Source organism: Paenibacillus brevis, from assembly GCF_018919145.1.
Lineage (GTDB): Bacteria > Bacillota > Bacilli > Paenibacillales > Paenibacillaceae > Fontibacillus > Fontibacillus brevis.
On record NZ_JAHLQJ010000015.1, the window covers coordinates 62,936 to 89,051 of the forward strand.

The 26,116-nt window shown below is 50.3% G+C and carries 25 protein-coding genes and 1 pseudogene; 22 read left to right on the top strand and 4 right to left on the bottom strand.

Features of this window, described 5'->3' with window-relative positions; genetic code table 11:
- Positions 1 to 43 precede the first annotated feature (43 nt).
- Positions 44 to 1,039, top strand: a complete 996-nt coding sequence (locus tag KQJ23_RS17125) for a MerR family transcriptional regulator (RefSeq protein ID WP_216480133.1) — start codon at positions 44 to 46, stop codon at positions 1,037 to 1,039.
- A 7-nt stretch (positions 1,040 to 1,046) separates the two neighbouring features.
- Complete coding sequence (locus tag KQJ23_RS17130) at positions 1,047 to 1,658, top strand: DUF6273 domain-containing protein (RefSeq protein WP_216480134.1); 612 nt, start codon at positions 1,047 to 1,049, stop codon at positions 1,656 to 1,658.
- Between the two features lie 129 nt (positions 1,659 to 1,787).
- Here the strand turns inward: KQJ23_RS17130 and KQJ23_RS17135 are convergent, their stop codons facing one another.
- On the bottom strand, positions 1,788 to 3,068 hold the full coding sequence (locus KQJ23_RS17135; protein ID WP_216480135.1) for a BaiN/RdsA family NAD(P)/FAD-dependent oxidoreductase: 1,281 nt from the start codon (positions 3,066 to 3,068) through the stop codon (positions 1,788 to 1,790).
- Positions 3,069 to 3,207: 139 nt separating this feature from the next.
- Between KQJ23_RS17135 and KQJ23_RS17140 the strand changes: the two genes are divergently transcribed.
- From KQJ23_RS17140 to mutY, 9 genes are all read left to right on the top strand, one after another.
- Positions 3,208 to 4,923: a two-component system sensor histidine kinase NtrB gene (locus tag KQJ23_RS17140; RefSeq protein ID WP_216480136.1), complete on the top strand. Its 1,716-nt coding sequence runs from the start codon at positions 3,208 to 3,210 to the stop codon at positions 4,921 to 4,923.
- Between the two features lie 92 nt (positions 4,924 to 5,015).
- A complete protein-coding gene (locus KQJ23_RS17145; protein ID WP_216480137.1) occupies positions 5,016 to 5,450 on the top strand; it encodes a BrxA/BrxB family bacilliredoxin in 435 nt (144 codons plus the stop codon).
- 109 nt (positions 5,451 to 5,559) lie between these two features.
- Entirely contained in the window at positions 5,560 to 6,369 is an 810-nt protein-coding gene (nadE, locus tag KQJ23_RS17150; RefSeq protein ID WP_216480138.1) for an NAD(+) synthase, read from the top strand.
- A 192-nt stretch (positions 6,370 to 6,561) separates the two neighbouring features.
- Complete coding sequence (locus KQJ23_RS17155; RefSeq protein WP_216480139.1) at positions 6,562 to 7,218, top strand: YIP1 family protein; 657 nt, start codon at positions 6,562 to 6,564, stop codon at positions 7,216 to 7,218.
- A 29-nt stretch (positions 7,219 to 7,247) separates the two neighbouring features.
- The gene (locus KQJ23_RS17160) at positions 7,248 to 8,318 is read left to right on the top strand and encodes an efflux RND transporter periplasmic adaptor subunit (RefSeq protein ID WP_216480140.1); all 1,071 of its coding nucleotides are present in this window, start codon (positions 7,248 to 7,250) and stop codon (positions 8,316 to 8,318) included.
- A complete protein-coding gene (locus KQJ23_RS17165; RefSeq protein WP_216480141.1) occupies positions 8,315 to 9,004 on the top strand; it encodes an ABC transporter ATP-binding protein in 690 nt (229 codons plus the stop codon). The genes KQJ23_RS17160 and KQJ23_RS17165 overlap by 4 nt, the downstream gene beginning before the upstream one ends.
- Positions 9,001 to 10,203 carry an ABC transporter permease gene (locus KQJ23_RS17170; protein WP_216480142.1) on the top strand — a complete coding sequence of 401 codons (1,203 nt, stop codon included), beginning with the start codon at positions 9,001 to 9,003 and terminating at the stop codon, positions 10,201 to 10,203. The genes KQJ23_RS17165 and KQJ23_RS17170 overlap by 4 nt, the downstream gene beginning before the upstream one ends.
- A 218-nt stretch (positions 10,204 to 10,421) precedes the next feature.
- Positions 10,422 to 10,817 carry a holo-ACP synthase gene (acpS, locus tag KQJ23_RS17175; RefSeq protein WP_216480143.1) on the top strand — a complete coding sequence of 132 codons (396 nt, stop codon included), beginning with the start codon at positions 10,422 to 10,424 and terminating at the stop codon, positions 10,815 to 10,817.
- A 159-nt stretch (positions 10,818 to 10,976) separates the two neighbouring features.
- Positions 10,977 to 12,197, top strand: coding sequence for an A/G-specific adenine glycosylase (mutY, locus tag KQJ23_RS17180; RefSeq protein WP_216480144.1), 1,221 nt, complete (start codon positions 10,977 to 10,979; stop codon positions 12,195 to 12,197).
- A 146-nt stretch (positions 12,198 to 12,343) separates the two neighbouring features.
- Here mutY and KQJ23_RS17185 read toward each other — a convergent pair whose 3' ends face one another.
- Positions 12,344 to 12,547: a hypothetical protein gene (locus KQJ23_RS17185; protein ID WP_216480145.1), complete on the bottom strand. Its 204-nt coding sequence runs from the start codon at positions 12,545 to 12,547 to the stop codon at positions 12,344 to 12,346.
- Positions 12,548 to 12,901: 354 nt separating this feature from the next.
- Between KQJ23_RS17185 and KQJ23_RS17190 the strand changes: the two genes are divergently transcribed.
- The 11 genes and pseudogenes from KQJ23_RS17190 to KQJ23_RS17240 all read left to right on the top strand — a co-directional run bounded on the left by KQJ23_RS17190 (position 12,902) and on the right by KQJ23_RS17240 (position 23,746).
- On the top strand, positions 12,902 to 13,342 hold the full coding sequence (locus KQJ23_RS17190) for a GNAT family N-acetyltransferase (RefSeq protein WP_044480189.1): 441 nt from the start codon (positions 12,902 to 12,904) through the stop codon (positions 13,340 to 13,342).
- Between the two features lie 150 nt (positions 13,343 to 13,492).
- Complete coding sequence (gene rnhA, locus KQJ23_RS17195) at positions 13,493 to 13,936, top strand: ribonuclease HI (RefSeq protein WP_044480188.1); 444 nt, start codon at positions 13,493 to 13,495, stop codon at positions 13,934 to 13,936.
- Positions 13,937 to 13,972: 36 nt separating this feature from the next.
- A pseudogene (queG, locus tag KQJ23_RS17200) lies at positions 13,973 to 15,130 on the top strand (tRNA epoxyqueuosine(34) reductase QueG); the annotation flags it as partial.
- A gap of 29 nt (positions 15,131 to 15,159) precedes the next feature.
- Positions 15,160 to 16,200 carry an HD-GYP domain-containing protein gene (locus tag KQJ23_RS17205; protein ID WP_216480147.1) on the top strand — a complete coding sequence of 347 codons (1,041 nt, stop codon included), beginning with the start codon at positions 15,160 to 15,162 and terminating at the stop codon, positions 16,198 to 16,200.
- A gap of 99 nt (positions 16,201 to 16,299) precedes the next feature.
- Entirely contained in the window at positions 16,300 to 16,536 is a 237-nt protein-coding gene (locus KQJ23_RS17210; protein ID WP_216480148.1) for a YneF family protein, read from the top strand.
- 9 nt (positions 16,537 to 16,545) lie between these two features.
- A complete protein-coding gene (gene folE, locus KQJ23_RS17215) occupies positions 16,546 to 17,139 on the top strand; it encodes a GTP cyclohydrolase I FolE (RefSeq protein WP_216480149.1) in 594 nt (197 codons plus the stop codon).
- 151 nt (positions 17,140 to 17,290) lie between these two features.
- Positions 17,291 to 18,154 carry an AraC family transcriptional regulator gene (locus KQJ23_RS17220; RefSeq protein ID WP_216480150.1) on the top strand — a complete coding sequence of 288 codons (864 nt, stop codon included), beginning with the start codon at positions 17,291 to 17,293 and terminating at the stop codon, positions 18,152 to 18,154.
- Between the two features lie 112 nt (positions 18,155 to 18,266).
- Positions 18,267 to 19,862, top strand: a complete 1,596-nt coding sequence (locus tag KQJ23_RS17225) for a type 2 periplasmic-binding domain-containing protein (protein ID WP_216480151.1) — start codon at positions 18,267 to 18,269, stop codon at positions 19,860 to 19,862.
- Positions 19,837 to 20,781 carry an ABC transporter permease gene (locus KQJ23_RS17230; protein ID WP_216480152.1) on the top strand — a complete coding sequence of 315 codons (945 nt, stop codon included), beginning with the start codon at positions 19,837 to 19,839 and terminating at the stop codon, positions 20,779 to 20,781. Before KQJ23_RS17225 ends, KQJ23_RS17230 begins: the two co-directional genes overlap by 26 nt.
- A 14-nt stretch (positions 20,782 to 20,795) precedes the next feature.
- A complete protein-coding gene (locus tag KQJ23_RS17235) occupies positions 20,796 to 21,701 on the top strand; it encodes a carbohydrate ABC transporter permease (RefSeq protein WP_249529853.1) in 906 nt (301 codons plus the stop codon).
- Between the two features lie 23 nt (positions 21,702 to 21,724).
- The gene (locus tag KQJ23_RS17240) at positions 21,725 to 23,746 is read left to right on the top strand and encodes an alpha-L-arabinofuranosidase C-terminal domain-containing protein (RefSeq protein ID WP_216480154.1); all 2,022 of its coding nucleotides are present in this window, start codon (positions 21,725 to 21,727) and stop codon (positions 23,744 to 23,746) included.
- Between the two features lie 17 nt (positions 23,747 to 23,763).
- Here KQJ23_RS17240 and KQJ23_RS17245 read toward each other — a convergent pair whose 3' ends face one another.
- Both KQJ23_RS17245 and KQJ23_RS17250 read right to left on the bottom strand, forming a co-directional pair.
- Entirely contained in the window at positions 23,764 to 24,894 is a 1,131-nt protein-coding gene (locus tag KQJ23_RS17245) for a Fe-Mn family superoxide dismutase (protein ID WP_216480155.1), read from the bottom strand.
- Positions 24,895 to 24,993: 99 nt separating this feature from the next.
- Complete coding sequence (locus KQJ23_RS17250) at positions 24,994 to 26,001, bottom strand: alpha/beta hydrolase (protein ID WP_216480156.1); 1,008 nt, start codon at positions 25,999 to 26,001, stop codon at positions 24,994 to 24,996.
- Positions 26,002 to 26,116 lie beyond the last annotated feature (115 nt).

Genomic DNA, 26,116 nt, shown 5'->3' on the forward strand with positions numbered 1-26,116 from the left:
CGTCGCGTCAACCTGCATTCTTATCTTGAAAGGGGGGATAGTCATGAAGCTGCAAACCATTAGTCAAGTATCCAAATATTTTTCGATTTCAACCCGGACACTCAGATATTACGAACAAATCGGGTTGATAACGCCTCTGAAAAAAGAAGATTTTGCTTATCGCGTATATGATATCGAAACCATCACACGGTTGCGTCAGATCATTATTCTACGCAAACTGAGGATCCCGCTTAAACAGATTGCCGAGATTCTGCAAAGTGCGGATGCGCGTATTGCTATTGAAGCTTTTGAGCGTAACCTTGGCGAAATAGAGGATGAAATTACCGCGCTCTCCACTATCCGCAGCGTTATTAAAGCCTTTATCGAACACCTGAATCTTGGAAGCGCAATATTCGCACTGCCGGATGATGAAGGCCTATTAGAAATCGTAGATTCATTGACTGTCTCCAAGATTAATTTCAAGGAGGAAAAGTCAATGGAGCAACTTAATGAAGCAAGTGAGAAGCTTAGTAAACTTGAGGACAAAGATGTACGGATTGTGTACCTTCCGCCGATGACCGTCGCTGCCGCTTACGCATCAGGAGAAGGCTGCGAGGGTAAAGCGGGTGACATGATAACGAAATTTGTACAAGAAAGCGGATTACTGAAAATCAAACCGGATGCCCGGAGTTTTGGCTTTGACTGCTCCAAGGGGGCAGCAGTGCTCGGAGAACCTTCTCATGTATATGAGATGTGGGTGTCCATTCCAGACCACTTAGAGATACCCGCGCCTTTAGTAAAACGAACCTTTGACGGCGGGTTATATGCCGCACATGTGCTGAGGGCATGGGATTTCGAGGATTGGCGTTTATTAAGAGAATGGGTTAACGCAAGCGATAAATATGATAATGACTGGGGATCTCCACGCTGGATATCGCCGGAAACGGTCGCCGGGCAAGGATTTGAAGAGACGTTGAATTTCTATAATTTTGTACAAAAAGGCGGAAAAATGGAAGATTTACAGCTTGATTTATTGTTTCCTATTAAGGAGAAGGGCTAAGAATAAGATGGAAGATATTAAAATCGGATCATCATTATCATTTGGCGGTTATCATTGGCGTGTGCTTGACATGCAAAACAATGCGGCATTAATCATCACCGAAGATATTATAGAACAACGCCCTTACCATGATGCTTATAAAGATATAACATGGGCTGAATGCGCATTAAGAAAATATCTTAATGGTGAATTTTATGAAAAATTCAACGCAACTGATAAATCAAGAATTACTCCGGTGTTAAATGAAAATCCCGACAATCACTGGTATGGTTCCAAGGGCGGGGCAGATACGCAAGACAGTATATTTTTATTAAGTCTTGAGGAAGTGTGCACATATTTCGGAGATAGCCGTTCAAAACTGTACAACCGGGGAAAAAATCAAAGATATTGGTTTGAAAGAAAAGATGAAAACAACAGTAAGCGGATAGCAAGGCTTCAGGGGAAAGAATGGAGTTGGTGGTGGTGGCTTCGTTCGCCTGGCCGAGTGAATGTAAAAGCCGTGTACATCTTTGGGACTGACGGCAATATAGGCATCCAAGGAAATAATATATTGAAGGGCAACCTCAGTGATGGCAAATGTACAGGCGGTGTCCGCCCCGCTTTGTGGTTAAAGCTGTAATTTACATAAGGCAGAGGTGCTCTTTGACGGCTGCGATAAATATCGCATGGTGCTTATCTATAGAAAAAAGGATACGAATTAATTCGTATCCTTTTTCATGCAAACTCTGTTTGATCGCCAAATCCTGCATCAATTCGTGCCCTGCGCAGTTGCGAATATCCCGGCATTCAAGCCTGCCGTATAGCCGGTAGCGAACGCAGCGGTGATATTATAACCGCCAGTATAGCCGTGGATATCAAGGACTTCGCCGCAGAAATACAAACCTGGCATCAGCTTGGATTCCATCGTCTTCGGCTGAATTTCCTTCAGATGCACGCCTCCTCCGGTTACGAAGGCTTCCTCAAAAGGGCGGGTGCCCGAAGCCTGAATCCGAAAATCGGAGATCGCTTCAATCAATCGAAGCCAATTGTCCTTTGGAAGATGTTCATACGTCACATCCTCCGGTAATTCCGCCCGTTCAAGCAGCAACGGGAGCAGACGCTCAGGAATGGTTCCTTTCAGGACATTTCGGAGCGTCTTTTTGGGTTCGGCGGCAAGCTTTGAGCGTAAAGTGCTTTCAAGCTCAGAGCGGGACTGCTCCGGGAAGAGATGCAGGGACAAGTCCACCGTGCTGACGCCATGCTTCTTTTTAACGCCGCGGAGAAATCCGCTGCAACGCAGCGCGATGGGTCCGGAAAGCCCGAAGTGAGTGAAGATCATATCCCCTTGATGAGCCACAATCGTCTTGCCCTTCGGGTCGAGCACCGATAGTCTCACGTTCCGCAGAGATAATCCTTGCAGGTCCCGATTTACGATAAACTTCTCCTTGGAGGTAATCGGCACCTCGGTAGGGTACAGCTCGGTGATAGTATGGCCGGCAGCTTCCGCCCAGGGGTATCCGTCCCCGGTAGATCCGGTATGAGGCACTGATTTTCCGCCGGTGGCCACAACGATTGCTTTCGCTCCGATGTTCTCGCCGTTCAATAGCTTGACGCCCTTCACCCCGTCTTCTCCAAAGACCAGCTCGCGAACCTGAGTATGAGTGAGCAGGTCCACACCCAGAGAGCGGGCTTTTCCAATGAGCGCATCGACCACTGTCTTGGCCTTGTCTGACACCGGAAACATTCGACCGTTATCCTCTTCCTTTAACGCAATTCCCAAATCCTCGAAAAATGCAATAATATCCCGGTTGCTGAAGGTTGCGAAGGCACTGAACAGAAATCTCCCGCCGCCAGGTATAAAGGTGATCAGTTCATCAATTTCCTTGATGTTTGTTACGTTACAGCGGCCGCCTCCGGATATACCCAGCTTTCGGCCCAGCTTGTCCCCTTTGTCAAGCAGCGCTGTCCTTGCGCCCTGCCGGGCTGCAGCAATGGATGCCATGAGTCCGGAGGGGCCTCCTCCAATAATTAGCACGTCATATAGTTTCATAGTAGCTCCTTGTTCCTTGATTTGTACTATCCATCATAGCAAACATTCTATTTTTTAACGTATTAGGATGTGTTGTAAAAGATTGTCGCCTGTGATTTAATCGAAATTAGAATGATTCTTCCACCAAAGGAGGGAGAATGTGGGGGAAGTTAAAGAGTTCCTGTTGCAATTCCTGATCGCAAGTCTTCCGGCATTTCTATTTCCGCTCACCAATACCATGCGGCTGCGACGCTCTTTCAATGATGAAGCGGCCAGCGCGGATTCTGTTTATAGAATTACATTGGGCTTTACACTAACTTGCGCGCTTAGCATGATCCTTTGCTCACTTTTCTCCCCTCGGCTTTGGGGGACGCTTCATCTGGATTTTGCCATCTTGCCGCTCTTTGCACTCATGCTCTACAGCCGAATGGCTGAAGGGGTTTTTCTGGCTTCGCTTCATCTATTATTATATCCGGTATTTGCAGTAAACCCTACTTTTTCAGGCTTTATATTAGATACAGGATTGCTGTTATATCCATTAGTATTATTCTTTTCGAAATCGTTCTATAGGAGCGGTCGCAAGGGCAAGGTAGCGATTCTATCCTTGTTCTTCTTGCTTGGGGAGCTGATGATCACATCTTCCCCCTATCTGTTGGGAACCGCCAGACTGGAGAAAAGCCTGTCTCTGCTTGCAATAGCAGGTATGAACATAATTTTTACCATATTTATCAGTACATTGTTTGTTTGGATGATTGAGCATACATATGAGAAGGAAAAATTAAGAATGCAGGTGATGCAGCTTTCCCGGAACTATTTCCGTGAGGCGGAGAAGCTGCAGCAGATGATGGATGCGGCACCATTGAGCATTATTTTGCTGGATCGGCAGGGCGACATCATGACGATCAACGAGACCTTTATTCAGCTTTTTCGGAGGTACAAGCCCCAGGCCCGGAAGGAGGAGCTGATTCACAGCCGTCTTGCTCCGGTTATGGCGGACCTTGGATTCGAGGTGCTGATCGAGCGTGCAGGGCAGTCACTGGAGGAGCATATTAAGACCCGCGAGTTGCTCCAGAGCGGGGATAAAACTTATTTTACCAGTACATCACCGATCCAAAAGGGGCATACCGACGAGACGATCGGGGCCGTAGTGATTATTCAGGATATTACTGAACTCGAAACGTTTCGAAAAGAATTAAACCATGTGGAGCGGCTTAGTCTGGTAGGCCAGATGGCAGCGGGAATTACCCATGAGATTCGTAATCCCATGGCCGTCGTCCGTGGCTTTCTTCAATTAATGCAGGAGAAGAGTCCGCCGACGTTAGACAACTATTACCGGATTGTGATGGAAGAGCTGGACCGTGCGAACAGCATCATTAATGACTTCTTGTCGCTGGCCCAGAATCGGTCTGTTCGCATGGAGCTGTGCAGTCTCCATGATATTATCCGTGAGCTTACCCCGCTGCTGTGGGCGGATGCCAATCTTCGCGGCCAGAGTATTGAGGTCAGACTGGATGAAGAGCTGCCTGATTTGCTGCTTAATCAAAAGGAAATCAAGCAGTTGATTTTGAATCTGGGACGGAATGGAATGGAGGCGATGGGGGAGAAGGGGGAACTGACAATCGAGACCCGCAAGCGGGTGGACGGGGTGGAGCTCTCCGTGAAGGATCAGGGCCCCGGTATTCCTGCAGCTCAACGGGAGAGACTGTTCGAACCTTTTTATACAACGAAATCACAAGGAACCGGACTTGGTCTCGCCTTATGCCTGAGTATCATGGAAAGGCACAGCGGGAAGATCAGCGTACAATCCGAAGAAGGAAAAGGCACGACGTTTACGGTATTCTTTCCGTGTCCTGAAAACGTGGAAAGTTGGATGTGATGTTACATATGTCATTGCATGTTAAGTTGATTTCCTGCTTTGGGACTGTATAATTGGAATATAAGCTTACAGTCTTAAGGAGTGATACAGTCATGTCTATGTCATTTGACCAATATATGAAGGATATGGTTCAACCCATGCGGGATGAGCTGACTTCGATTGGCGTTCAGGAGCTGCGGACACCTGATGCAGTGGAAGAAGCTTTTACCGAGGCAAAAGGAACAACGCTTGTTGTGGTGAATTCTGTATGCGGATGTGCAGCAGGCCAGTGCCGTCCGGGTATTGCCCAGGCTCTGCAGCATGATCTGACCCCGGATCATCTGTTTACAGTCTTTGCAGGTCAAGATAAGGAAGCTACCGCCAAGGCGCGGGAATACTTTGCTCCTTACCCGCCTTCTTCGCCTTCCATCGCTTTGATGAAGGATGGGGAGCTTGTTCATTTCATCGAACGACATCAAATTGAGGATCGTTCGGCAGCAGAGATCGCTGAGGATCTGAAAGGCGCCTTCGACCGGTTTTGCAGATAAGCTTCGTTATGATAACGTCCTGGACGATTCGCGCTCTACTGCGGATTGAACAGGACGTTTTTACATATTACATCATGCGTCATATTGAGAATCAGAGAGGGATGGGAGAATGAGTCTGCAACATGAAATAATTGAACGTCTCGGGGTAAAGCCGGTGATTGATCCGGCAGAGGAAGTAACTAAGCGAGTGCAATTTTTGAAGGAGTATATATTGAACTCCAAGGGGAGCGGTCTTTTGATTGCCATCAGCGGGGGGATCGATAGTGCGGTGGCAACCGCGTTATGCAAACGCGCAACCGATGAGCTTAGCGGAGAGACCGGAAGAGAGTATATAACCCTAGGCGTATTTCAGCCCTATGGTGAGCAGTCCGATATTGAGCACAGCTATGAGGTTGCCCGCGCCTTCGGCTTGACCCACACCGTGGAGACGAATATTGAAGATACGGTGGACGAAATAGCTCTTGAGGTGGAGCACGGCTTCCGGTCCATCGGCCGATCCAGGCATATGAGCCATCAGGGGAAGGGAAATATTAAGGCTCGCACCCGGATGGTGATGCAGTATGCCTTGTCCTTTGAACTGAATCTGCTGGTCGTCGGAACAGATCATGCATCAGAAGCAATTACAGGCTTCTATACCAAATGGGGAGATGGAGCCGTTGATATTACGCCGCTCTCTTCCTTGAACAAACGGCAGGTCCGTCAGCTTGCTTCTTATCTTGGCGTGCCTGATGCGGTTATTTCGAAGGCGCCTTCGGCAGGCCTGTGGGAAGGACAGACTGATGAGCAAGAGTTGGGCATAAGCTATGAAGCTAACAGTGACTATCTGGAAGGAAAGGAAATCGATCCTGCGGTGCGGGAACGGTTGGAATCCTTTTATTTGAAGACAGAGCATAAGCGCAGCGCGATTCCTGGAATTTAATGTAGATGCTGAACTGCCGCAGAGGCTTTCTCTGCGGCAGTTTTTCATTGAACAACCTCATAAACTGAATCTTTGTACATAGGTTGTACGTATGAAGAAGTAGCAGCAACAAGAATTACATACAGCATCGCCTGGATTATATTAAGATGGGGGAAGGAGTAAGTGAACACATAGAAGACGGGAGGCGTTTTTTTGAGTTATTTTAGTAATTTATTTACCATTTTCAGTTCTCCGGCGGAAACCTTCAAACGGGTGAAAGCAAACAAGCTGGCGTGGTTGTTTCCATTTCTCCTCATTATTATCATTTCACTCATCTCTGTACAGTTGCAGATGCCAGCTACTCTGCAGACGACACTTGATACTCTGAAAGCACAACCTAATTTTAGCGCAGCTGATTCTGATTTAATCGTGCAAAGTACAAAAATAATGGGATGGGTCATGGCACCGTTGACCATTGCTTTCATGGTATTTTTGGGAGGCCTTGTATACCTTCTCTTAAATCTGATTGTCCGCGGGGAAGCCAAGTATATGCAGCTCGTTACCATGATCACATTTGCTATGCTTCCAAGCACAATCGGAGGTCTAATTACGGCCATCCTGGTATACACAACAGGCGCGGCCTCCATAACTGACATTTCGCTCAGTCTCGGCGCTTTGGTTGCGGATAAGGAAAGCTTACTTTACCATTTGTTGTCGATCATTAATCCATTTTCGCTATGGGGATTGGCGCTTTATGTGATAGGCTCCTCCGTCATGATGAACCGGCCCCGCAAAACGGTTGGTATCTGGATTATTGGAGCTTGGCTCATTATCTCTATTATTTCGCTGGGAAGCTTGCTGCTAGTATAAGTCATGGGAATGGGATAGGGTGATTTAAAGTGGGGAAGAAAAAAATAATGATTGGCGGAGTGCTGGGACTGGCTATTCTGGTGCTTGTCGGAGTAAATCTGTTGAATGTGAACAAGGCTGCTTCGGTACAAAGCATTGAGGTTACCGAAGGTGTGATTACTGAGGAGGTCTATGCCAACGGAAGGCTTGAGCCGGTAGATACTGCACAGCTGTATGCACCGGTCAGCGGAGTTGTGGAGGCAGTAGCCGTCAGGCTCGGGGATACGATCACCGAGGGCCAGGAGTTATTGACGCTGAATATGGACTCCGTTCAGGAGCAGCTGGATAAAGAACTTTTAAATCTGCGAATGGTGGAGGCAGAGCGGCTGCAGGCAAAAAAACAGCATTTTGAGAGCTTTAAGCAGGCAAAGAGTCAGGATGCTGATATAGAGCCGGAGGAGTTGGACTTGACCTCCTATGATCTGCGAATAAAGAGCAGCGAATTAAACATCGAGTCTCTTGAACGCCAGCTTGCTTCCAGCTCGATCAAGGCGGAAAAGGGAGGGGTCGTCACTGAGCTTGCAGTTCAAAAAGGGCAAATGATCGCTCAAGGCAGCCTGATTGTGTCGATTGCGGATTTCTCCGCGTATCAGGTTCGCTCCAATCTGAATGAACTGGATGCCGGAAAAGTTCAAGCGGGAATGAAGGCGGTCGTGACCGGTGAATCGTTCGCGGACGAATTCAATGGACAAGTCACCTATCTTGCCCCTATGGCACAGCTGGCTGATGCGGCCTCCAAGGACCCGTCGGTTGAGATGCTCGTTAGGCTGGACGAGATTTCTCCTGAACTGAAGTCAGGATATAATGCTTCAATTACGCTTGAAATACCGGATAAGCCTCGATTGCTGGTTCCAATTCAGGCAATTCAATATGAGGGTGACGGAACCTTCCTTTTCAAAGTGGAGGAAGGACAGCCGATGAAGGCCGTCAAGGTGCCCGTCCAGGTTGGCAAGGAAGGCGAAGAGCAGGTTGAGATCGTATCCGGTGTAAGCAAAGGGGAGAAGATCATTATTGAAGGAACGGAGGGGCTCCGTGACGGGGATAAGGTGAAGCTCCAATGATTACACTGAGCGATATAACCAAGGTATACAAAAATGGCCCGCTTGAAGTGGAGGCATTGAGTCAGATCAGCCTGCAGATTAATGAGGGCGAGTTCGTGGCGATTATGGGAACCTCAGGCTCAGGGAAGTCGACGCTCATGAATATTATCGGTTGTCTGGATATCCCTACCTCAGGAACCTATGTGCTGGACGGCCAAGAGGTTCAGACCTTGGACGAGGATGAGCTGTCCAAGGTGCGCAACCGCAAGATTGGATTTGTCTTTCAAAGCTTCAATCTGCTGGGCAGGCAGACAGTGCTGCAAAATGTCACGCTGCCCATGATGTATGCGGGTATGCCGAGAGATAAGCGGCAGGAGCGCGCTCTGTATTTATTGGAGAAGGTGGGGTTAAAGGATCGTGTGAAGCACCGGCCGACTGAGCTGTCCGGCGGGCAGAAGCAGAGGGTTGCCATCGCAAGAGCCTTGACGATGGGGGCTCCAATCCTGCTAGCGGACGAGCCAACCGGGAATCTGGACAGCAAATCGTCACATGATATTATGGCACTGTTCAAGGAGATTCATCAGGAGGGAACGACCATCGTGTTGGTTACCCACGAACCTGACATTGCCGAGCATGCGGATCGAATTTTGTTGTTCGGGGACGGCAAGCTCTTGAAGGATACCCGAAAGGGGAGTGCTCCTTCATGAGTATTTGGGAGAGCATACTGGTCGCGCTGGATAATCTCCGCATGAACAAGCTGCGTTCCTTCCTGACCATGATTGGCATCGTGTTCGGGGTTGCGGCAGTCGTTACCGTAGTATCGATTGGTCAAGCCGGGCAATCCTCCATTATATCGAATCTGTCGAATTATAAGGACGGTTACTTTGTGCTGTATCCGAATGTGATGACTATGAGCGAGCAGGAGGATCTCAGCTTCCGCTTGCGCGAATTCAATGAAATACGCAAGCAACCGGGTATCCGCTACGTTACTTCCTCTAATAACTACATGATGACAACGAAGCTGAAGAAGGAATCGCTTCAATTTATGGTGACGGGAACGACCTCGGAGACTACAAAAATGCAAAATATCGATCTTGTTGCCGGAAGATTCTTCTCGCAGCAGGAGGAGCGCGGGCGGCAAAAGGTGCTGGTCATCGATGCGAAGTATGCGGAGAAGGCCTATGGATCGGCGAATGCGGCTATCGGCCGGAAGCTCCAGCTGAATACCGATACCTTTCGGATCATTGGTGTATTCAAGGTTGAGGAAGGCCTGCTTAGCGGAATGGGCGGGGAGCAATACAGCAGCTATGCCCCGATTACCGCGCTGTCTTCCGTGGACTCTTCAGCCGAGAATGCGAGATTTGGCAGTCTGGAAATCGTCGTAACCTCACCGGACCGGATCGACGATACAATTGCTTCCCTTAAGAAATGGCTGGGAGACAAGAAAAACGTAAGCCCGGATATGTTCCTGTCGCAAACGGCGAAGGAAGCGGAGCAGATGGTTTCGAGTACCTTTTCCATTTTGCAGACGATTATTGGTGCTATTGCGGGAATATCCCTGCTAGTTGGCGGGATAGGGGTAATGAACATCATGCTCGTCTCGGTAACGGAACGCACCCGAGAGATTGGGATCCGCAAAGCCATTGGTGCGACACCGGGGACGATTATGCTGCAATTCATGATAGAGGCAATCATTCTTTCGTTCATTGGGGGGACCTTGGGAGCCTTGTTTGGTCTTCTGTTTGCCTACATCTTTGCATTGATTTCCGGCTGGCCGTTCGTCGTCTCGATTTGGGCAATTTTGCTGGCCTTCGGATTCTCTGCGGCGGTAGGGATTTTCTTCGGACTTTACCCGGCCAATAAGGCCTCGAAGCTGCATCCGATTGAATCGCTCCGTTACGAGTGATTTCGGATTAATATAGTGTACACAAGCAGTCCGCTCGCAAGGATGAAACCTTGCCTTTGCGGGCTGTTTTTGTTTATACTTCGGATTTTGTAATCTTATGGGGCATCCGGATTCTTCTTGTCCATCGGCTATGCTTGGTTAGGGAGGACTATGCTATAATGAGTGGATGATATGCGGCATAACCTTCAGTCGGCATAAGAGAGAAAGGAGACAGCGGCGTGATCTATGGGATCGGGAATGATATGGTAGAGATCGAACGGGTGCATCGAATGCTGCAAGGCCGTTCAGGCGAGAGGCTGAGGGAGCGGGTCTTGACTCTGGCAGAGCGGGAGCTCCCCGGCAGCAACAGCCGTCCGGCCGAATTTTTGGCAGGGCGCTTCGCGGCAAAAGAAGCGGTAAGCAAGGCGTTCGGCTGCGGAATCGGCAAGATTCTGTCCTTTCAGGATATCCGGATTATGCCCGGTGTACATGGCAAGCCGCTGGCCTTTCTCTCGGAGGAGGCCTGGATTAGGCTGGGAATGCAGCCTGAGCAGGTATGTATTCACATCAGCATCACTCATGAACGGAAGCTTGCCGCAGCGTTTGCGGTTATTGAAGTGAAAAACGGAGTCTAGGCAAAACCTACATGAGCGAAATGCTTCCAAAGGAAGCATACCTCGTAAGCATCCGCTCGGAATTCAAGGGTAAACGCGAGATTCGATGCCGAATTAACTACTAGGAATACTTCGTGATCAAAAGCTGACTTTTTGAATTACCTCTTAAAGGAGATTGGCATGCAAGACAAAATAGAGTACAGCAAGGCATTTTTCAGCAGAGAATTATTGGAATGGTATGAAACCGCAAAGAGAGATTTACCGTGGCGCAGACATCGGAATCCTTATTATATCTGGGTATCGGAGATTATGCTTCAACAGACACGGGTAGACACAGTCATCCCGTATTTCCATAGGTTTATCGAGCAATTCCCGACGTTGCAGGCATTGGCCGAGGCTCCTGAGGAAGAGGTGCTGAAGCGCTGGGAAGGGCTTGGCTATTATTCCCGCGCGCGTAATCTTCAGGCTGCTGCGAAGCAGGTGCTTGAGCAGTATGGCGGCGTAGTTCCCGCGGATAAGGCAAGCGTCTCGGGCCTTAAGGGAGTAGGGCCTTATACGACAGGCGCAATTCTCAGCATCGCTTACAATCTGCCGGAGCCGGCGGTCGACGGAAATGTGATGCGGGTTCTGTCGAGGTTCTTCCGGATTGAAGAGGATATTATGAAGAGCGGGACTCGCGCCCTGATGGAGGGACTTGCAGCGGAGCTGATTCCGGAGGGCCGGGCTTCCGACTTCAACCAGGCGTTAATGGAGCTCGGAGCGCTGGTATGCACGCCGAAATCGCCGCAGTGCTTGACCTGCCCGGTCATGGGCCGGTGCCTGGCACGGCTGGATGGGGTGGAGGATCGCCTGCCTGTGAAGAGCAAGGCGAAGCCCCCGCGGCCGGAGCATCGGATCGCTGCCCTCGTCGAGGGCAGCGGCGATCATGACGGCCACGTGCTTGTCCGCCGGCGTCCCGCCAAGGGGCTGCTGGCCAAGATGTGGGAGCTTCCCCACATCCTTGCCGCCCCGTCCGCCGGCGGCGGGGTTGGCCTGCCTGATGACGGGCAGGCCATGGAGCAGCTCTCGGCGCTGCTCGCCGCCGAGGGCATCGCCGCGGAGCCGGTGGATGTGCTGATGGATGCGGAGCATACCTTCAGCCACATCCATTGGAACCTCCGCGTGTACCGCTTCCGTGAAGCGGCTGCAGCCTTGCCGCCAGATGTTGCCGGGGCGGCGCTCCAGTATGCCGCGGTGGCCGAGTCCGGTGCGGCATATGAGTCCAGCGGCGGCGAAGAATACCGCTGGATTACTCCGGCGGATATGCAGCAGCTGGCATTCCCGAATGTATTTCTCCGCATTCTGAAGCATCATGCTCCGGAATGGGACGCTACCCAGACATCCTTGGAACCTTCTGTATAGGCAAGCAAGCGGAAGCGTTCGCTTTATGAGCGGATTTCTATCCTAAATGTCTTAGTTCAGTTTGAATAGAAATCGCCCAGGCATCAACTGCTTATATGCAGTCAATGCCTGGGCGATTTTTGTATGTTTTCGGAATTGGTGATGAATCAGAGCATCCGGTTTTCGGTATCCTTCAAGGTATTCTGTTTGTCAGGCTCCCGGTGCTGGTCCGGAGAGACCTGGCCAGTATCCGTTCCCGATGGTTCACTGATGTCTCTGACGAAGCTGGAGAACTGCTGCTTTTGCTTATCGGCTTCCTGTTTGCTCTTCAGCAGCTCCTGCGGATCATTGGTGAGATTGTTCTGCTCCATGGATATTCCTCCTCTTTGAATAGAGTTTATACTTTCCATTACCCTGCCCCTCGGTTAACAAACAAATACCGTCTATTTTTACGGAACACAAACAATCCTATTATTGGAATTTCCTCTTGAAATTATACAAAATCCACGATATTTCGAATAAAAAGCGAACATTCGTCAAATGTAACCGCTTAATATAAAGCGTTTTCAGAATAAAATGCGTGTTTTTAGCGAATTTCTATGGTTTAATGGACAAGTAAGCATTTTTTCTCGTGTTTTTTGCAAATTGTTTTTTTTTGAACAATGTAAATTTGGAGGACCATTTTTACATAGCTCTAATACAATTGAGAAAAAGGGGATCAGTTCATGCGTATTCGTTCCTTCCAATTAAGTGATGTGAACCAGGTGATGGAGCTTTTGCAGGAAGCCTTGATGGAGGAGTGTTACGAAGATACGAAGCGGGCGTTCGCAAGACAACTGTCTTGGGATTCGGAGCTAATCGTAATCGCTGAAGATGAAGACAAGGTTATTGGCACCGTGATCGGAACCATCGATCAAAATAATACGGGCTTCATCTACCGGACGGCTGTACATCCGGACTATCGTCGTCAAGGTGTAGGCAAAAATCTGGTGTCAGCGATGGAGCAACGTTTTCAGCAACGCAATATTCACCGCATCATGATTGCTGGAGATCCGCACAACAAGGCGATTGCTCCGCTGTATGAAGCGATGGGATATGGAGCAAGCAAGTTTTTGGAGGCTTTCCAGAAGCTGTCGATTGCCGCCGTTAACGCTGTCGGGAACTAGATAGATTAGAGGGAATGTCAGCCTCTGTATGATATTTACATTTTTAAGCATATCTCACACCGTTGCAAATGGGTGCGGGATATGCTTTTCTATTATTGAGCGAAATTTTAAGTAATACGGGAAGAAAGCCGACGGCTTGGAGGTATATACGTGAAGGAAGTTATGATTTATACAGACGGAGCCTGCTCCGGCAATCCCGGGCCAGGCGGCTGGGGAGCCGTACTTCTGTTTAACGGCCACCGCAAGGAGATATCCGGAGGAGAGAAGCATACGACCAATAACCGGATGGAGATTCAGGCGGTGATCTCCGCGCTGAGTCAGCTTAAGGAGCCTTGTCAGGCAAAGGTCTATAGCGACTCCGCCTATGTTGTGAACTGCTTCCAGCAGGGCTGGATCCGGGGATGGCTTAAGAACGGATGGAAGAACAGCAAGAATCAGCCGGTAGAGAATAAGGAATTATGGCAAGAGCTGTGGAGGCTAATGGGGATTCATCAGGTGGAGTACGTCAAAGTGAAGGGTCATAGTGATAATGAGCTTAACAACCACTGTGATTATTTGGCCCGGGAAGCGATCAAACGGCTTGGAAGCATGTAGTCGAAGAGGGGGATGGGAATGGAGCGGTCTTACAACATGATACAGCAACTGGAGGCCAGTTCAGGCCCCTCCCATTGGGAAGCTTTGAAGTCTGAAATCAAGGAGGCTGCATTCTCTTTGGGGATCGATGATATCGGCTTTACGACGGCTGATCCATTTTTGTCCTTAAAGGCGATCCTGCTGGACCGCAGGGAAAAAGGGTATGAATCCGGATTTGAAGAGCCCGATATCGAGAAACGGGTGGAGCCGAAGTTGACGCTGGAGCAGGCGGCTTCCATTATCTCGATTGCCGTAGCTTATCCTGCCAAGATGGAGAATCCGCCCAAGTCGGAGCCTGGCATGCGCCGGGGCATCCTGGCCAGATCGGCATGGGGGCAGGATTATCATACGGTGCTGCGGGAGGCCATGGCAAAGCTGGAGGCCTTTATCCGGGAGCGTGTGCCGAATGTGCGCATTGAGAGCATGGTCGATACCGGTGTTCTGTCCGATAGAGCGGTGGCGGAGCGGGCGGGAATTGGCTTCTCAGGCAAAAACTGTGCCATCATATCCCCGAAATGGGGTTCATGGATCTATCTGGGGGAGATGATCACCAATATTCCGTTTGCGCCGGACAAGCCAGTTACGGAGGATTGCGGAGATTGCACTAAATGCCTGGACGCCTGTCCGACAGGGGCGCTGGTAGGGCCGGGACAGCTGAATGCTCAGCGCTGTATTTCCTTTCTAACCCAGACTAAGGGCTTCCTTGAGGAAGAGTTCATGGTTAAGATCGGCAACAGATTGTACGGATGCGATACTTGCCAGGTCGTCTGTCCGAAAAATAAAGGCAGATCGTGGAATCACCGTCCGGAGCTGCAGCCGGACCCGGAGACAGTGAAGCCGCTTCTGCTCCCGCTGCTGGATATCAGCAACCGTGAGTTCAAGGAACGTTTTGGTTCCAGCGCCGCAGCCTGGCGGGGAAAGAAGCCGATTCAACGGAATGCGGTCATCGCCCTGGGCAACTTCAAGGATGCTACGGCCATTCCGAAGCTTGCAGAAGTGCTGCGCAATGATCCGCGTCCTGTTCTTAGAGGAACGGCAGCCTGGGCATTAAGCCGCATCGGGTCGACGGAGGCGCTGGATGCCATTATCCAAGCTGAGGAGAGGGAGTCCGATCCGGAAGTATTAGAGCGATTGAAGAGGGCAAGAGAGAAGCTGGAGAAAGCGGCAATCGGGGAGGAAGCGGAATGAGATTCGTGAGTATGGAAGATGTAGAACCCGGTCAATTGTTAGGGAGAACCGTCTATTCCGGTAATGGGACTGTGCTGTTGTCTGCAGGAGTTCAGCTTACGGTGTATATGATCAGTACCTTGAAGCGAATCGGAGTCACAATGATCTATTTGAGGGACCCGGCTTTTGAAGACGTGGAGATCGAGGATATGGTAAGCGAGGTGACCAAAAAGGCGGTATTTCGCGATATGAGTGAAACGCTGGAGGCGGTACGGTCAGGCAAGGAATGGAGTACGCGCAAAATCAGCAATTCCGTGGACCAGCTTTTAACCGATGTGCTCGGCACTAAGGAATTATTGTTCCAGTTAACGGAAATCCGTACCAAGGACAACGCTCATTATTTGCATGCGGTGAATGTGGCATTGCTCTCCTCTATGATCGGCTATAATCTCGGCCTGAACTATGGGCAGTTAAAGGAGCTGACGATGGGCGCCTTGCTGCATGATATCGGGAAAAGTGTTGCTCTTCCCGAGGATGCAGATCAAGAAATGATGAATAAATCGCATCATACCTGGAAGGGCTTCGAAATTCTCAAGCATAAGCGTGAATTCAGCCTGCTTGTTGCTCATACGGCACTCCAGCACCATGAACGGCTTAACGGCTCCGGCTTGCCTCGCGGGCTGACCTCTGAATCGATTCATCTATATGCGAAGATCGTTGCTGTGGCAAACCAGTACGATAATCTGATCAGCGGAGAAGGCGGATTAGCGAAGAAAGCGATGCTCCCGCATGAAGCCTGCGAAGAGCTGATGGCCAGCTCGGAGCTGCTGCTGGATCGGGACGTATTGATTGAATTTAACCGGATCGTCTCGGTGTATCCGACAGGCACCTCTGTACGCTTATCTACCAGGGAGAGCGGGGTCGTGGTTCGGCAGCATCGAGGCTTGCCGGGACGGCCGGTCGTAAGAATTATCCGCAGCGCCGGCGAGGATTTTGAGGTGAAGGAAGTGGATCTGGCTACGGAGACAACGGTATTTATTGATGCGGTTCTCGCTTGAATGAGTCTGGCTTGAATGCTATGATATGTTGAGTGCTCCGGCTTAGCAGGCTAAATATGCCGAGCCCGGGTGTATTTTTTTAATCGAGGTGGCTGAAGGATGGAAATTGCAATTCCTATTATTACGCTTGTGGTCGGATTGATCGCTGGCTTCGCAATCGGTGTATTTTATCTGCGCCGGCAATTAACCAAGATGCAGAGTGATCCGCAAGCACTGCAAAAGATGGCGCAACAAATGGGGTATAACTTAAACGGCAAGCAAATGCAGCGGGCCCAGCAAATGATGAAGCAGCAGGGTCAGAAGCCGCAGGCTTCCGGAAAACGTAAAAAAAAGTAGGTGACTATAGTGGCGGGAGTTAAAGATTATATAAATACCCAGGTAGGGGATAACCGGGAGAAGATTGAGCATCATGTTCGGGAGATTCTTAAGCTGATCGGTGAAGATGTCGAGCGGGAAGGCCTGCTGGAGACTCCGGCCCGTGTTACCCGGATGTATGAAGAGATTTTTGGGGGATATGAGGTCGATCCTCGCGAGGTGCTCGGCGTTACCTTTGAAGAGAACCACGAAGAACTGGTGATCGTTAAGGATATCGTGTATTACAGCCAGTGTGAGCACCATATGGCTCCCTTCTTCGGCAAGGCTCACATCGGCTATATTCCAAGCGGCCACATTGCCGGTTTGAGCAAGCTGGCTCGCCTGGTAGAAGCGGTTACGCGCCGTCTGCAGGTCCAGGAGCGCATTACATCGCAAATTGCCGACATTATGGAAGAGGTCTTGAAGCCGAAAGGCGTCATGGTTGTGGTGGAAGGCGAGCATCTGTGCATGTGCTCCCGGGGCGTCAAGAAACCGGGCAGCAAGACAGTGACCTCTGCGGTACGGGGAACCTTCCGGACCGATGCGGCTTCGCGCGCAGAATTTTTATCGCTGATCAAGGAATAGCAGCGCGTGACATTTATAAGGAACAGCCAGTTGACGGTATCTGCCGGCGGCTGGCTGTTTTATTTTGTGCGGGGGCATATAGTTATATCTTGACGTTGACTGTAGGGGGAATAGTATAATACATTTTAAAATCTTAGGCGGAGGTGAGTGGATGAAGGATTACGGACATGAGTATGCGGATATTTTTTATTACACGCCGACCGAGTTCGAGAAGCTTGGCGGGCTGTGGCCGCTCCGAACCGGACATAATGTAGCGAAGGAAAATTACAGCGTAGGACCACGAGTCATCGAGTGCTTCTCATTTCACTTTGTGCTTCATGGAGAGGTTGTATTATCCAGTCTAGGTGAGACGGTGACCTTAAAAAGAGGGAGCATCTTTTGTCTGTTCCCGAATGTGAAACATAGTTACTGGGTTTCGCAATATGATGCTGAATCCCCGCTGCGCCTACACTGGCTGGCCTTCCATGGCTCGCAGGCCGAGGCGCTCGTACAGCGGATCGGGCTGTCGGAGCGAAGGCCGTATTTGCATAACAAGCTCACGGATGACCTGGAAGAATTACTTAAGATGATTATGATGCGAATTGAAAACAGGGAAGCAGATGATGATCTGCACTTGCAGGTCATGCTTTATCGGATCTTCGAAATGCTGTCACGACCGCTTGCCGAGGGGGGAGAGGATCAGGATTGGTTAAGTGCTTGCCTGTTGTATATGCAGAGCCATTATACCGAAGGGATTACTGTAGCTGATCTTGCAGAGTTCATTGGAATGCACCGTTCTCATCTATCCAGCAGATTCAAGCGCAGCACCGGCATGAGTCCCCGGGAATTTCTAATTAAGCTGAGGATGGAACGCGCTGGTGAAATGCTGCTTAACCGCTCGTTATCGATCACAGACATCTCCCTCTCACTCGGGTATACGGACTTATATACGTTTTCCCGGGCCTTCGGTACCTATTATGGCGTATCTCCGACAGCCTACCGCAACGATTTACTCTCCCAACGAAATGCCAAATGATTAGCAACGAAATGTTATTTCTATTTCGGGCAAGTTACTTTATGCTAAATGCAACTCTTAAAACCAACTATATTTCCTTGAATACTTTGAATTAGAAGGAGTTGCAAAGCAAATGAGAAAACCGTGGAGAAGAAATGCTGTGTGGACAATGGTTATATTGGGGCTCGTAGTATCCGGGTGCAGCCCGGGCGCCGCTGGAGGCAAGGAAGCAAACTCTGCTGCACCCGCTGCTGCCGCAGCAACGGTAAGTAAAACAGGATATCCGATTGTAGAGGAACCGATTAAGCTGAAGATGTTCACGCGGATTGCTCCGGTCAACGGCCCGTTCAAGGACATGCCGGTATTTCAGGATTACGGGGCATTAAGCAATATCGAGGTAGACTTTATCGAGACGCCGACGGACGGCTTTCAAGAAAAGAAGAACCTGCTGTTCGCTTCCAATGAATTGCCGGATGCCTTATTCCGCTCAAGTCTCACTCCATTGGAGACTATCCGGTACGGTACGGCAGGGCAACTGATTCCATTGGAGAATCTCATTGATGATTACGCGCCGAATTTCAAGAAGCTATTGGATGAATATCCGGAGATCCGCTCGGGGATCACGACTCCCGAAGGCCATATTTATGCGCTGCCGGCCGTCGTAACCCTGGGAGCTGCCCGGACGGATAAGAAGTGGATTAATCAGTCGTGGCTGGAAAAATTGAATCTGGAGGAGCCGCAGACGACGGAGGAACTCTACAATGTGCTGGTTGCCTTCCGGGATCAGGATCCGAACGGCAATGGGGAAGCCGATGAGATTCCGATGACCGCCCGTGCAAGCGCCGGATCCGGTCAAGGCATTCCGGTAGTGAACATGATGAGCGGCTCGTTCGGCCTTGATCAGCAGCTTGGCTACAATATCAATCTGATTGATAATCAGGTGGAAATCTGGATGGGCAGCGAGCGAAATAAGGAGCTGCTGGTTTATCTGAACAAGCTTTATAACGAAAAGCTGCTTGATCCGGAGGTGTTCTCGCACACTGAGGCAGAGTATTTGGCCAAGCAAGCCTCGGGGAAGACGGGATTCTTCTTTGACCAGACAAACAACCCGTTCCTTGACATCGCGGACCAGTACACAGGGATTGCACCGCCTGAGGGCCCGCATGGAGATCGGCTGCAAAGCCAGGGAGCACCTGTCGCCAGAGATTTCGGAGCCTTTGCGATCACCTCGGTGAACAAATATCCTGAAGCAACTTTGCGCTGGATTGATTATTTTTACAGTGTGGAGGGCTCTACCTTGCTCCGGTTCGGAAGAGAGGGGGAGCACTACGAGCTGAAGGATGGCATTCCGTATTACAAAGAGGAGTTCTTGAAATCAGGCAATCAGGCGAAAATCACTCCTTATGCCGGAGGAGGCGCACCGCATCTGATCAGTGATCAGGTAGCGTCATACATCAACCCGCCGCAGGTGCAGGAAGCCCAGGAGAAGCTGGATCCTCACATGCCGAAGGTTCGTTATGCGGCACCGATGTTTGACGAGCAGACTGCCCAGCGGGTCAATATATTGCGCAATGATATCGATAAGTATTACGAGGAGCAGAGTACCAAATTTATTGCCGGGGCACAGAGCTTCGATAAATGGGATGAATTCCAGGCCACTTTGAAGAAAATGAACATTGACGAACTCCAGCAGATTTATCAGGATGCCTATGACAAGATGGAGAAGTAACGGACAACCCGGCCGAACAAGCCGCTTAATCCGCCGGATGGCAAGACGCTACGATCTATATCTTATGCTGCTCTTGCCTATGGTATGGTACTTGGTTTTCCACTATGGACCGCTGTACGGGCTGCAAATCGCCTTTAAAAACTTCAACCTTGCGAGGGGCATCGTCGGGAGTGATTGGGCCGGATTCGAGCACTTTCTGCGCTTTTTCAATTCCTATTATTTCTGGCGGCTGCTCCGCAATACACTGACGATCAACCTATTATCCTTGCTTGTTGCTTTTCCGATTCCAATCCTGCTGGCGCTGCTTATCAATGAAATTCGTAATAAAGCGTTCAGCAAGTGGCTGCAAAACATCACGTACATCCCGCATTTCATCTCCATTGTGGTCGTTGTGGGGATTTTGACCGTGATGTTGTCGACGAAGGGGCCGGTCAATATGCTGGTGCAGGCGCTGGGCGGCAGCGAGACCCGTTTCTTGGAATCGGCGGGGTGGTTCAAGACCGTCTTTATTGGCTCGAACATATGGCAGAACATGGGCTGGCAGTCGATTATCTATATTGCCGCACTCAGCGGCATTAATCTCCAGCTTTATGAGGCTGCCAAGATGGACGGAGCTTCCCGGCTTCGCCGTATCTGGCATGTCTCTCTGCCGGGAATTACCCCGATTATCGTCATTCTGCTGATTTTGGATGTCGGGCAATTTATGAATATCGGATTTGAAAAAATATTGCTGCTGCAAAATAACCTGAATTTAGAGTCGAGCGACGTCATTTCTACATTTGTGTACACCACAGGAATTCTGAAGGGCGAATATAGCTATACGGCTGCAATCGGGTTGTTTAACTCCGTGATTAATTTGGTGCTGCTGCTGATTGTGAACGGGTTTGCGCGCCGTACATCGGAGACGAGCTTATGGTAAGGGAGGAGACCGGGATGTCCAAAGAAGTCATTGCAGATGACCGCGCGGTTCTTCCTGCCGATGAGCGTTGGTTCGATATATTGGTCTATACCATTGCCATCGTAATTATGCTTGTCGTATCTTATCCCCTGTTGTTTGTGGTCAGCGCATCCTTCAGCGCCCCGGCCAAGGTATTGGCCGGAGAGGTCTGGCTATGGCCGAAGGGGATTACGCTGGAAGCTTACAGCAATGTGCTGCATAACGATAAAATCTGGAGGGGATACGGAAATTCGATCCTGTACACGTTTGTAGGAACGCTGATCAATCTGGGCATGACCCTGCTGGCGGCTTACCCGCTGTCTCGGCCAGATTTGCCCCTGCGCAAGGGGCTGATGCTGATTGTGACATTAACAATGTTTTTCAGCGGAGGCTTGATTCCAACCTATTTGCTCGTCAAGGATTTGGGGATGGTCGATACGATGTGGGCACTGATCATTCCCGGTGCCATCTCGACTTATAACCTGATTGTGATGCGAACCTACTTCCAGTCCAGTATACCTTGGGAGCTGCAGGAGGCAGCCCATATCGACGGAAGCTCCAACTGGCGCTTGCTCCTCAGCATTATTTTGCCTCTGTCCAAGCCGATCCTGGCCGTTATGGTGCTGTTCTATGCGGTAGGGCACTGGAATTCCTTCTTCAACGCGCTGATCTATATTCGGAGGGAGGAACTGTATCCGCTTCAGCTGGTATTGAGGGAGATTCTGCTCATCAGTCAATCGGATGCGGTGGATAGCAGTGTAGGGCTGGAAGACAAAATCCTGCTGGCGGAAAGTATTAAGTATGTGGTCATCATCGTATCCAGTCTGCCGGTGCTCCTGATGTATCCATTTGTTCAGCGGCACTTCGTGAAGGGCGTTATGATCGGCTCGATAAAAGGATAGGCGATAAGGGGGAAGGAAGCGGATTGGCATCCAAGGCGACGATTACGATACATGGCGATCAGATTAGCGAACATCAGGTAAATCCTTATTTGTTCGGACACTTTGTGGAGGATATCCGCGATCATATGCAGGCGATGCTTGCCTTTCCCTTAAAGGACATGGACTTTGAGAGCGAGGCGGAAGGGAGACCGGCTGTCTCGGGAAGCTGGAGCGCCTACACGAACGGGAGGAATACCCGGTATGCACTGGAGGCACCGGCCCTTAGACATTCGGGACGCGCGCAGCGGATTCGCATCGAAAGTGATGACGAAGCCTATGCAGGAGTTTCACAGCGGACGGCGCTGCAAGGACCGATGGACTACCATGTCCGAATTGTGGCACGCGCATCTGTCGAACTGAAATATTTGATCATTGAAGCAGCGGATCGGCGTACGGAAGAGATTTTGGGCGAGGTGCGTATCGATCTGGCAAGTCATGACTGGAAGGAATACGAGGCGGAGTTGCCCATCCAGAAGGCCTGTCCCGATGCCGAATTACGGATATACGTTCCGGAGGATCATCCGCGGTGGAAGGATCATGTATCCACGGGTATGCTATGGCTTGACCATGTCTCTTTGCTGCCATTTGACCATGTGGGGCTCGTAAAGCGCGAGGTGCTGGAGATGACGAGGGCATTGAACGCTGGAATGATGCGCCTGGCGGGCAATTACATTAGTGCTTACCACTTTGAACATGTTATCGGGCCTGTACTGGAGCGTCCCGTTATGTACAATGAGGCATGGGGAGGGTGGACACACAAATATTTCGGCACCGATGAATTTGTTCAATTTTGCAAGGAGCTTAAGCTTGAACCGTTGATCTGCGTGAATGACGGGTCAGGAACACCAGAGGAGGCGGCGCGCTGGGTGGAATACTGCAACGGCGGTATCGACACTCCGATGGGAGCCCTGCGGGCGGACAATGGTCATACTGAACCGTACAATGTAAAGTATTGGGAGATCGGGAATGAGGTTTGGGGCGATTGGCAGGTCGGTACGTGTACAGCGGAGCAATTCGCGGAGCGCTGCGTGTCTTTTGTACAAGCAATGAGAAAGGTGGATCCGGAACTTGCTATTATGGCTTGCGGGCACACCGATCAGGATTGGAATCGCGCCGTGCTCGATATTGCGGGCGAACACATTGATTATCTGACACTGCATTTGTACCATGGTTACGGAAGGTTTGGGATGGATAGACAGACAGCGGCGGAGGAGCGCTATAAGGCCATGGCCTCCTATCCAGAATGGACTCGAAGCCATATTCGGCAGACATTAGAACAGATTCAAGCGGATAACAAGCACCGCCATATGAAGCTGGCCATTACAGAGTACAATACAATGTATTATCCCAACACGGTGCGAAAGGGATTGCCGGATGAGCATACCTTGGGCGCCGCCGTCGCCAATGCTGCTAATCTGAACGAAATGCTGAGGAACAGCGATAGGGTAGAAATCGGCAGCTTCTCTGATCTTGTAAACGGATGGCTGGGCGGTTGCATCCGGGTGGGGGATCATTATGCCGACCAGTATCGCGGCAGAACGCCCGGCTGGAGCGGACATCCCTTGACTGTCTACGGAACCCCGACCTACGAGGTAATGAAGCTGTATGCAAACCGGGATATCCGGAGGCTGCTGGCTGTTGATACTCAGTGTGACACCTTTTCGGTGCATGCGAACAAGCCGGTTCCGAAGAACCTGGAGCTGGATGCCTTGCCTGACCTGGACGTGGTGGCCGGCGTGAATGAGGACAAGAGTCTCGTTACTCTATTTATCGTCAATCGCAGCCTCAAGGAGGTTACTGCCCGGTTGAACCTGCTCGACTTAGAACCATCACAAGACTGGATACTCCATGAGATTACGAGTGATTCCTTTGCTGATATCAATTCCGTCTTTTCACCGGACTTGATTACCTGTACTACAAGCAGTATTCCTCCAGAGATCTGGCGCGACGGGCTGCGGCTTCGTCCGTCATCCATTTATGCGCTTGAAATCCAAACAGACAGATAATAAATCTTAGGCAGCCGTCAAAACGGCTGCCATTTTAATGTTCTTGCTTGTTCGAAGCGTTCTGCGACTGCTGGCCAGTATACGACATTCCACCAATCCTGGATGTAATCCTTGCGTTTGTTCTGATGCTTCAAATAGTAGGCGTGCTCCCAGACATCCAGCGGAAGGAGAGGAACGATGTCCCATTGGGACAGGTTCTGATGCTTCTCGGCAGTCAGGATTTCGAGCCGATGGCTTCGGGGACTCCAGACGAGTACAGCCCAGCCGCCTCCCTCGACCTTCTCAGCAGCACTTGAAAATTGCTTATGGAACGCATCGTAGCTGCCGAAATCCTGTTTGATCTGCTCCAACAGAGCGCCTTCCGGCTTGCCGCCGCCTTGCGGATTCATAATGTCCCAGAAAATCGTATGCAGATAGTGTCCGGCTCCATTGAAGGCCAACTCCCTTTCCCAATGCTTCACCAGATCGAAGTTGCCGGATTTGCGCGCTTCCTGAAGCTTGATCTCGGCCTTGTTCAGATCGTCGACATAGGTCTGATGATGCTTGTCATGATGGATGCGCATCGTCTCCTCATCAATATACGGCTCAAGTGCATTATAGGCATAGGGCAGAGGGGGGAGCGTATGCCCGCCGATCGGAACCGGACGGTCTTGCTCACGCGGAACGGAACCTTTATCCGCGCGGAAGAGGGGAGACTCGTTAGTCAGGCTTTCAGCAATGCGGCCAGGTTGATTGAGCGTCTCCAGTACGCCGAGGAAATATTCCGATTCCCGAATAATGTGGAGCAGAACCGTCTTGGCTAAGGGGACGGATTTAGCGGCCTTGCTCTGATCGAGAATGTAATAAAGCTGCCGGATGAACTCGGCGGATTGCCGGAAGGAAGCGTCCAGCAGCTTCTCGGTTTCCCGGATTAATTCAGGGTCGCAGGCCGCTTCTTTAGACGTGATGCCGTATTGAAGCAGTTGGTCGGCAGCTTCGTATGTTGAAGTGAACACGTCCTTCCATTCATTCAGCAGCTTGACAAAGCCTTCTTCGAGTCCTGGAATAATCGCCTGTATAACCTCGGTATGCTCAGCCTCCTGCTCTTTCCAGAACCGAATTTCCTCCAGAATCCGGACAGGCAAAAAAGGCCCGTAAACGGTTAGCATGAAATGAAACCTCCTTGAGAATAAATGATCACTACGACCAGTTTATTTTCAAGGGGGCTTGGACTATGCCAAACATTTTCAGGCCAAAGCCTCCGGCTTCTATTTCGCTGCCGATACAGTTGATTGTCCGATCTTGCTAAGGAAGGTGGAGACCAGACGAAGATATTGCTTGGGATACTCCCGATAAATAAGCTCATGATAAGAGCCTTCTACAATCCATACATCCGAGGCCGGATTGGTCTGATTGGCAGCCAGCTTTTCTGCGATAGGGTAGGGTGCCTTCTCATCACGGGTTCCATGGATGAACTGGATCGGAAAGGGATAATCGGTTGTCTTAACCTCCTGATAAGGAATTTGCCGCAAGCTGGTTCCATTCAAAATGGGGAGCAGCATGCCAATGATCTCCAGGGAAGGATGGCGTGGCAGGCCAATATACTGCCGGATATTATGGTACATAGTATCCGGTTCAAGCAGGAAGGTACTGTCGAGAATCATTCCGTCGATCTCGTCGGTCTTCAGTGCTGCCTGGAGAGCCGTGCCGGCGCCCATAGAGAATCCCCATACGATAATCTCCTGGCTTCCCCGCTGTTTAGCGAATTGGATCGCGCCGAGCAGCTGCTGGGCCTCTTTTTTGCCTCCTGTGGCTACTTCCTTACTGTTCTGGGCCGCAAAGCCATAGTCGAACATCACGACATTAAAATCCAGATTGTGTGCAAAATGGGCCAGATCATACATCGGAATCCATGTTTCCTCCCGATTGGCGCCATAGCCATGACTGAACACGATTGTCTTGTCTGAATCCTCTGCGGGAATATACCAGCCCTGCATCATCCGGCTGCCGTCGGCAGCCGGGAAGAGAATATCCTCATACTCGAGATTCTTGGCCAGCTTGGGATTGGAGTAGAGCGGAGCGACGGTCGGGTTCGATAGTACCCATGCGATGAAGCCGTGCAAGGCAATAAAGCAGAAGCTAAGGAAGAAGACAAGTGACAACAGCAGTGCGATGGATATATTTTTGAAGCTAAAGCGGGAAGAAGGCGGTGCAGAAGCTTCAGGAGCAGTAGACGCGGAAGATGGAAGCAGTTCAACAGGATAATTCGGTCCCATGTTCCTCCCCCTCCTCTAAGATCGTAATAAGAATATGAATCATTTCTTTATGAAAGACACGAATTTTATGTCGAAAACACTCATATTTTCTGATTTAATCGTATGACGAGGCATG

Coding starts and splice junctions, on each gene's coding strand:
- KQJ23_RS17190 (WP_044480189.1), top strand. CDS start 12,902: ATGCGTATTCGTTCCTTCCAATTAAGTGATGTGAACCAGGTGATGGAG.
- KQJ23_RS17165 (WP_216480141.1), top strand. CDS start 8,315: ATGATTACACTGAGCGATATAACCAAGGTATACAAAAATGGCCCGCTT.
- KQJ23_RS17145 (WP_216480137.1), top strand. CDS start 5,016: ATGTCTATGTCATTTGACCAATATATGAAGGATATGGTTCAACCCATG.
- KQJ23_RS17185 (WP_216480145.1), bottom strand. CDS start 12,547: ATGGAGCAGAACAATCTCACCAATGATCCGCAGGAGCTGCTGAAGAGC.
- KQJ23_RS17230 (WP_216480152.1), top strand. CDS start 19,837: ATGCCTATGACAAGATGGAGAAGTAACGGACAACCCGGCCGAACAAGC.
- KQJ23_RS17135 (WP_216480135.1), bottom strand. CDS start 3,068: ATGAAACTATATGACGTGCTAATTATTGGAGGAGGCCCCTCCGGACTC.
- KQJ23_RS17210 (WP_216480148.1), top strand. CDS start 16,300: ATGGAAATTGCAATTCCTATTATTACGCTTGTGGTCGGATTGATCGCT.
- nadE (WP_216480138.1), top strand. CDS start 5,560: ATGAGTCTGCAACATGAAATAATTGAACGTCTCGGGGTAAAGCCGGTG.
- KQJ23_RS17235 (WP_249529853.1), top strand. CDS start 20,796: ATGTCCAAAGAAGTCATTGCAGATGACCGCGCGGTTCTTCCTGCCGAT.
- mutY (WP_216480144.1), top strand. CDS start 10,977: ATGCAAGACAAAATAGAGTACAGCAAGGCATTTTTCAGCAGAGAATTA.
- KQJ23_RS17245 (WP_216480155.1), bottom strand. CDS start 24,894: ATGCTAACCGTTTACGGGCCTTTTTTGCCTGTCCGGATTCTGGAGGAA.
- KQJ23_RS17130 (WP_216480134.1), top strand. CDS start 1,047: ATGGAAGATATTAAAATCGGATCATCATTATCATTTGGCGGTTATCAT.
- KQJ23_RS17250 (WP_216480156.1), bottom strand. CDS start 26,001: ATGGGACCGAATTATCCTGTTGAACTGCTTCCATCTTCCGCGTCTACT.
- KQJ23_RS17220 (WP_216480150.1), top strand. CDS start 17,291: ATGAAGGATTACGGACATGAGTATGCGGATATTTTTTATTACACGCCG.
- KQJ23_RS17225 (WP_216480151.1), top strand. CDS start 18,267: ATGAGAAAACCGTGGAGAAGAAATGCTGTGTGGACAATGGTTATATTG.
- KQJ23_RS17125 (WP_216480133.1), top strand. CDS start 44: ATGAAGCTGCAAACCATTAGTCAAGTATCCAAATATTTTTCGATTTCA.
- KQJ23_RS17170 (WP_216480142.1), top strand. CDS start 9,001: ATGAGTATTTGGGAGAGCATACTGGTCGCGCTGGATAATCTCCGCATG.
- KQJ23_RS17205 (WP_216480147.1), top strand. CDS start 15,160: ATGAGATTCGTGAGTATGGAAGATGTAGAACCCGGTCAATTGTTAGGG.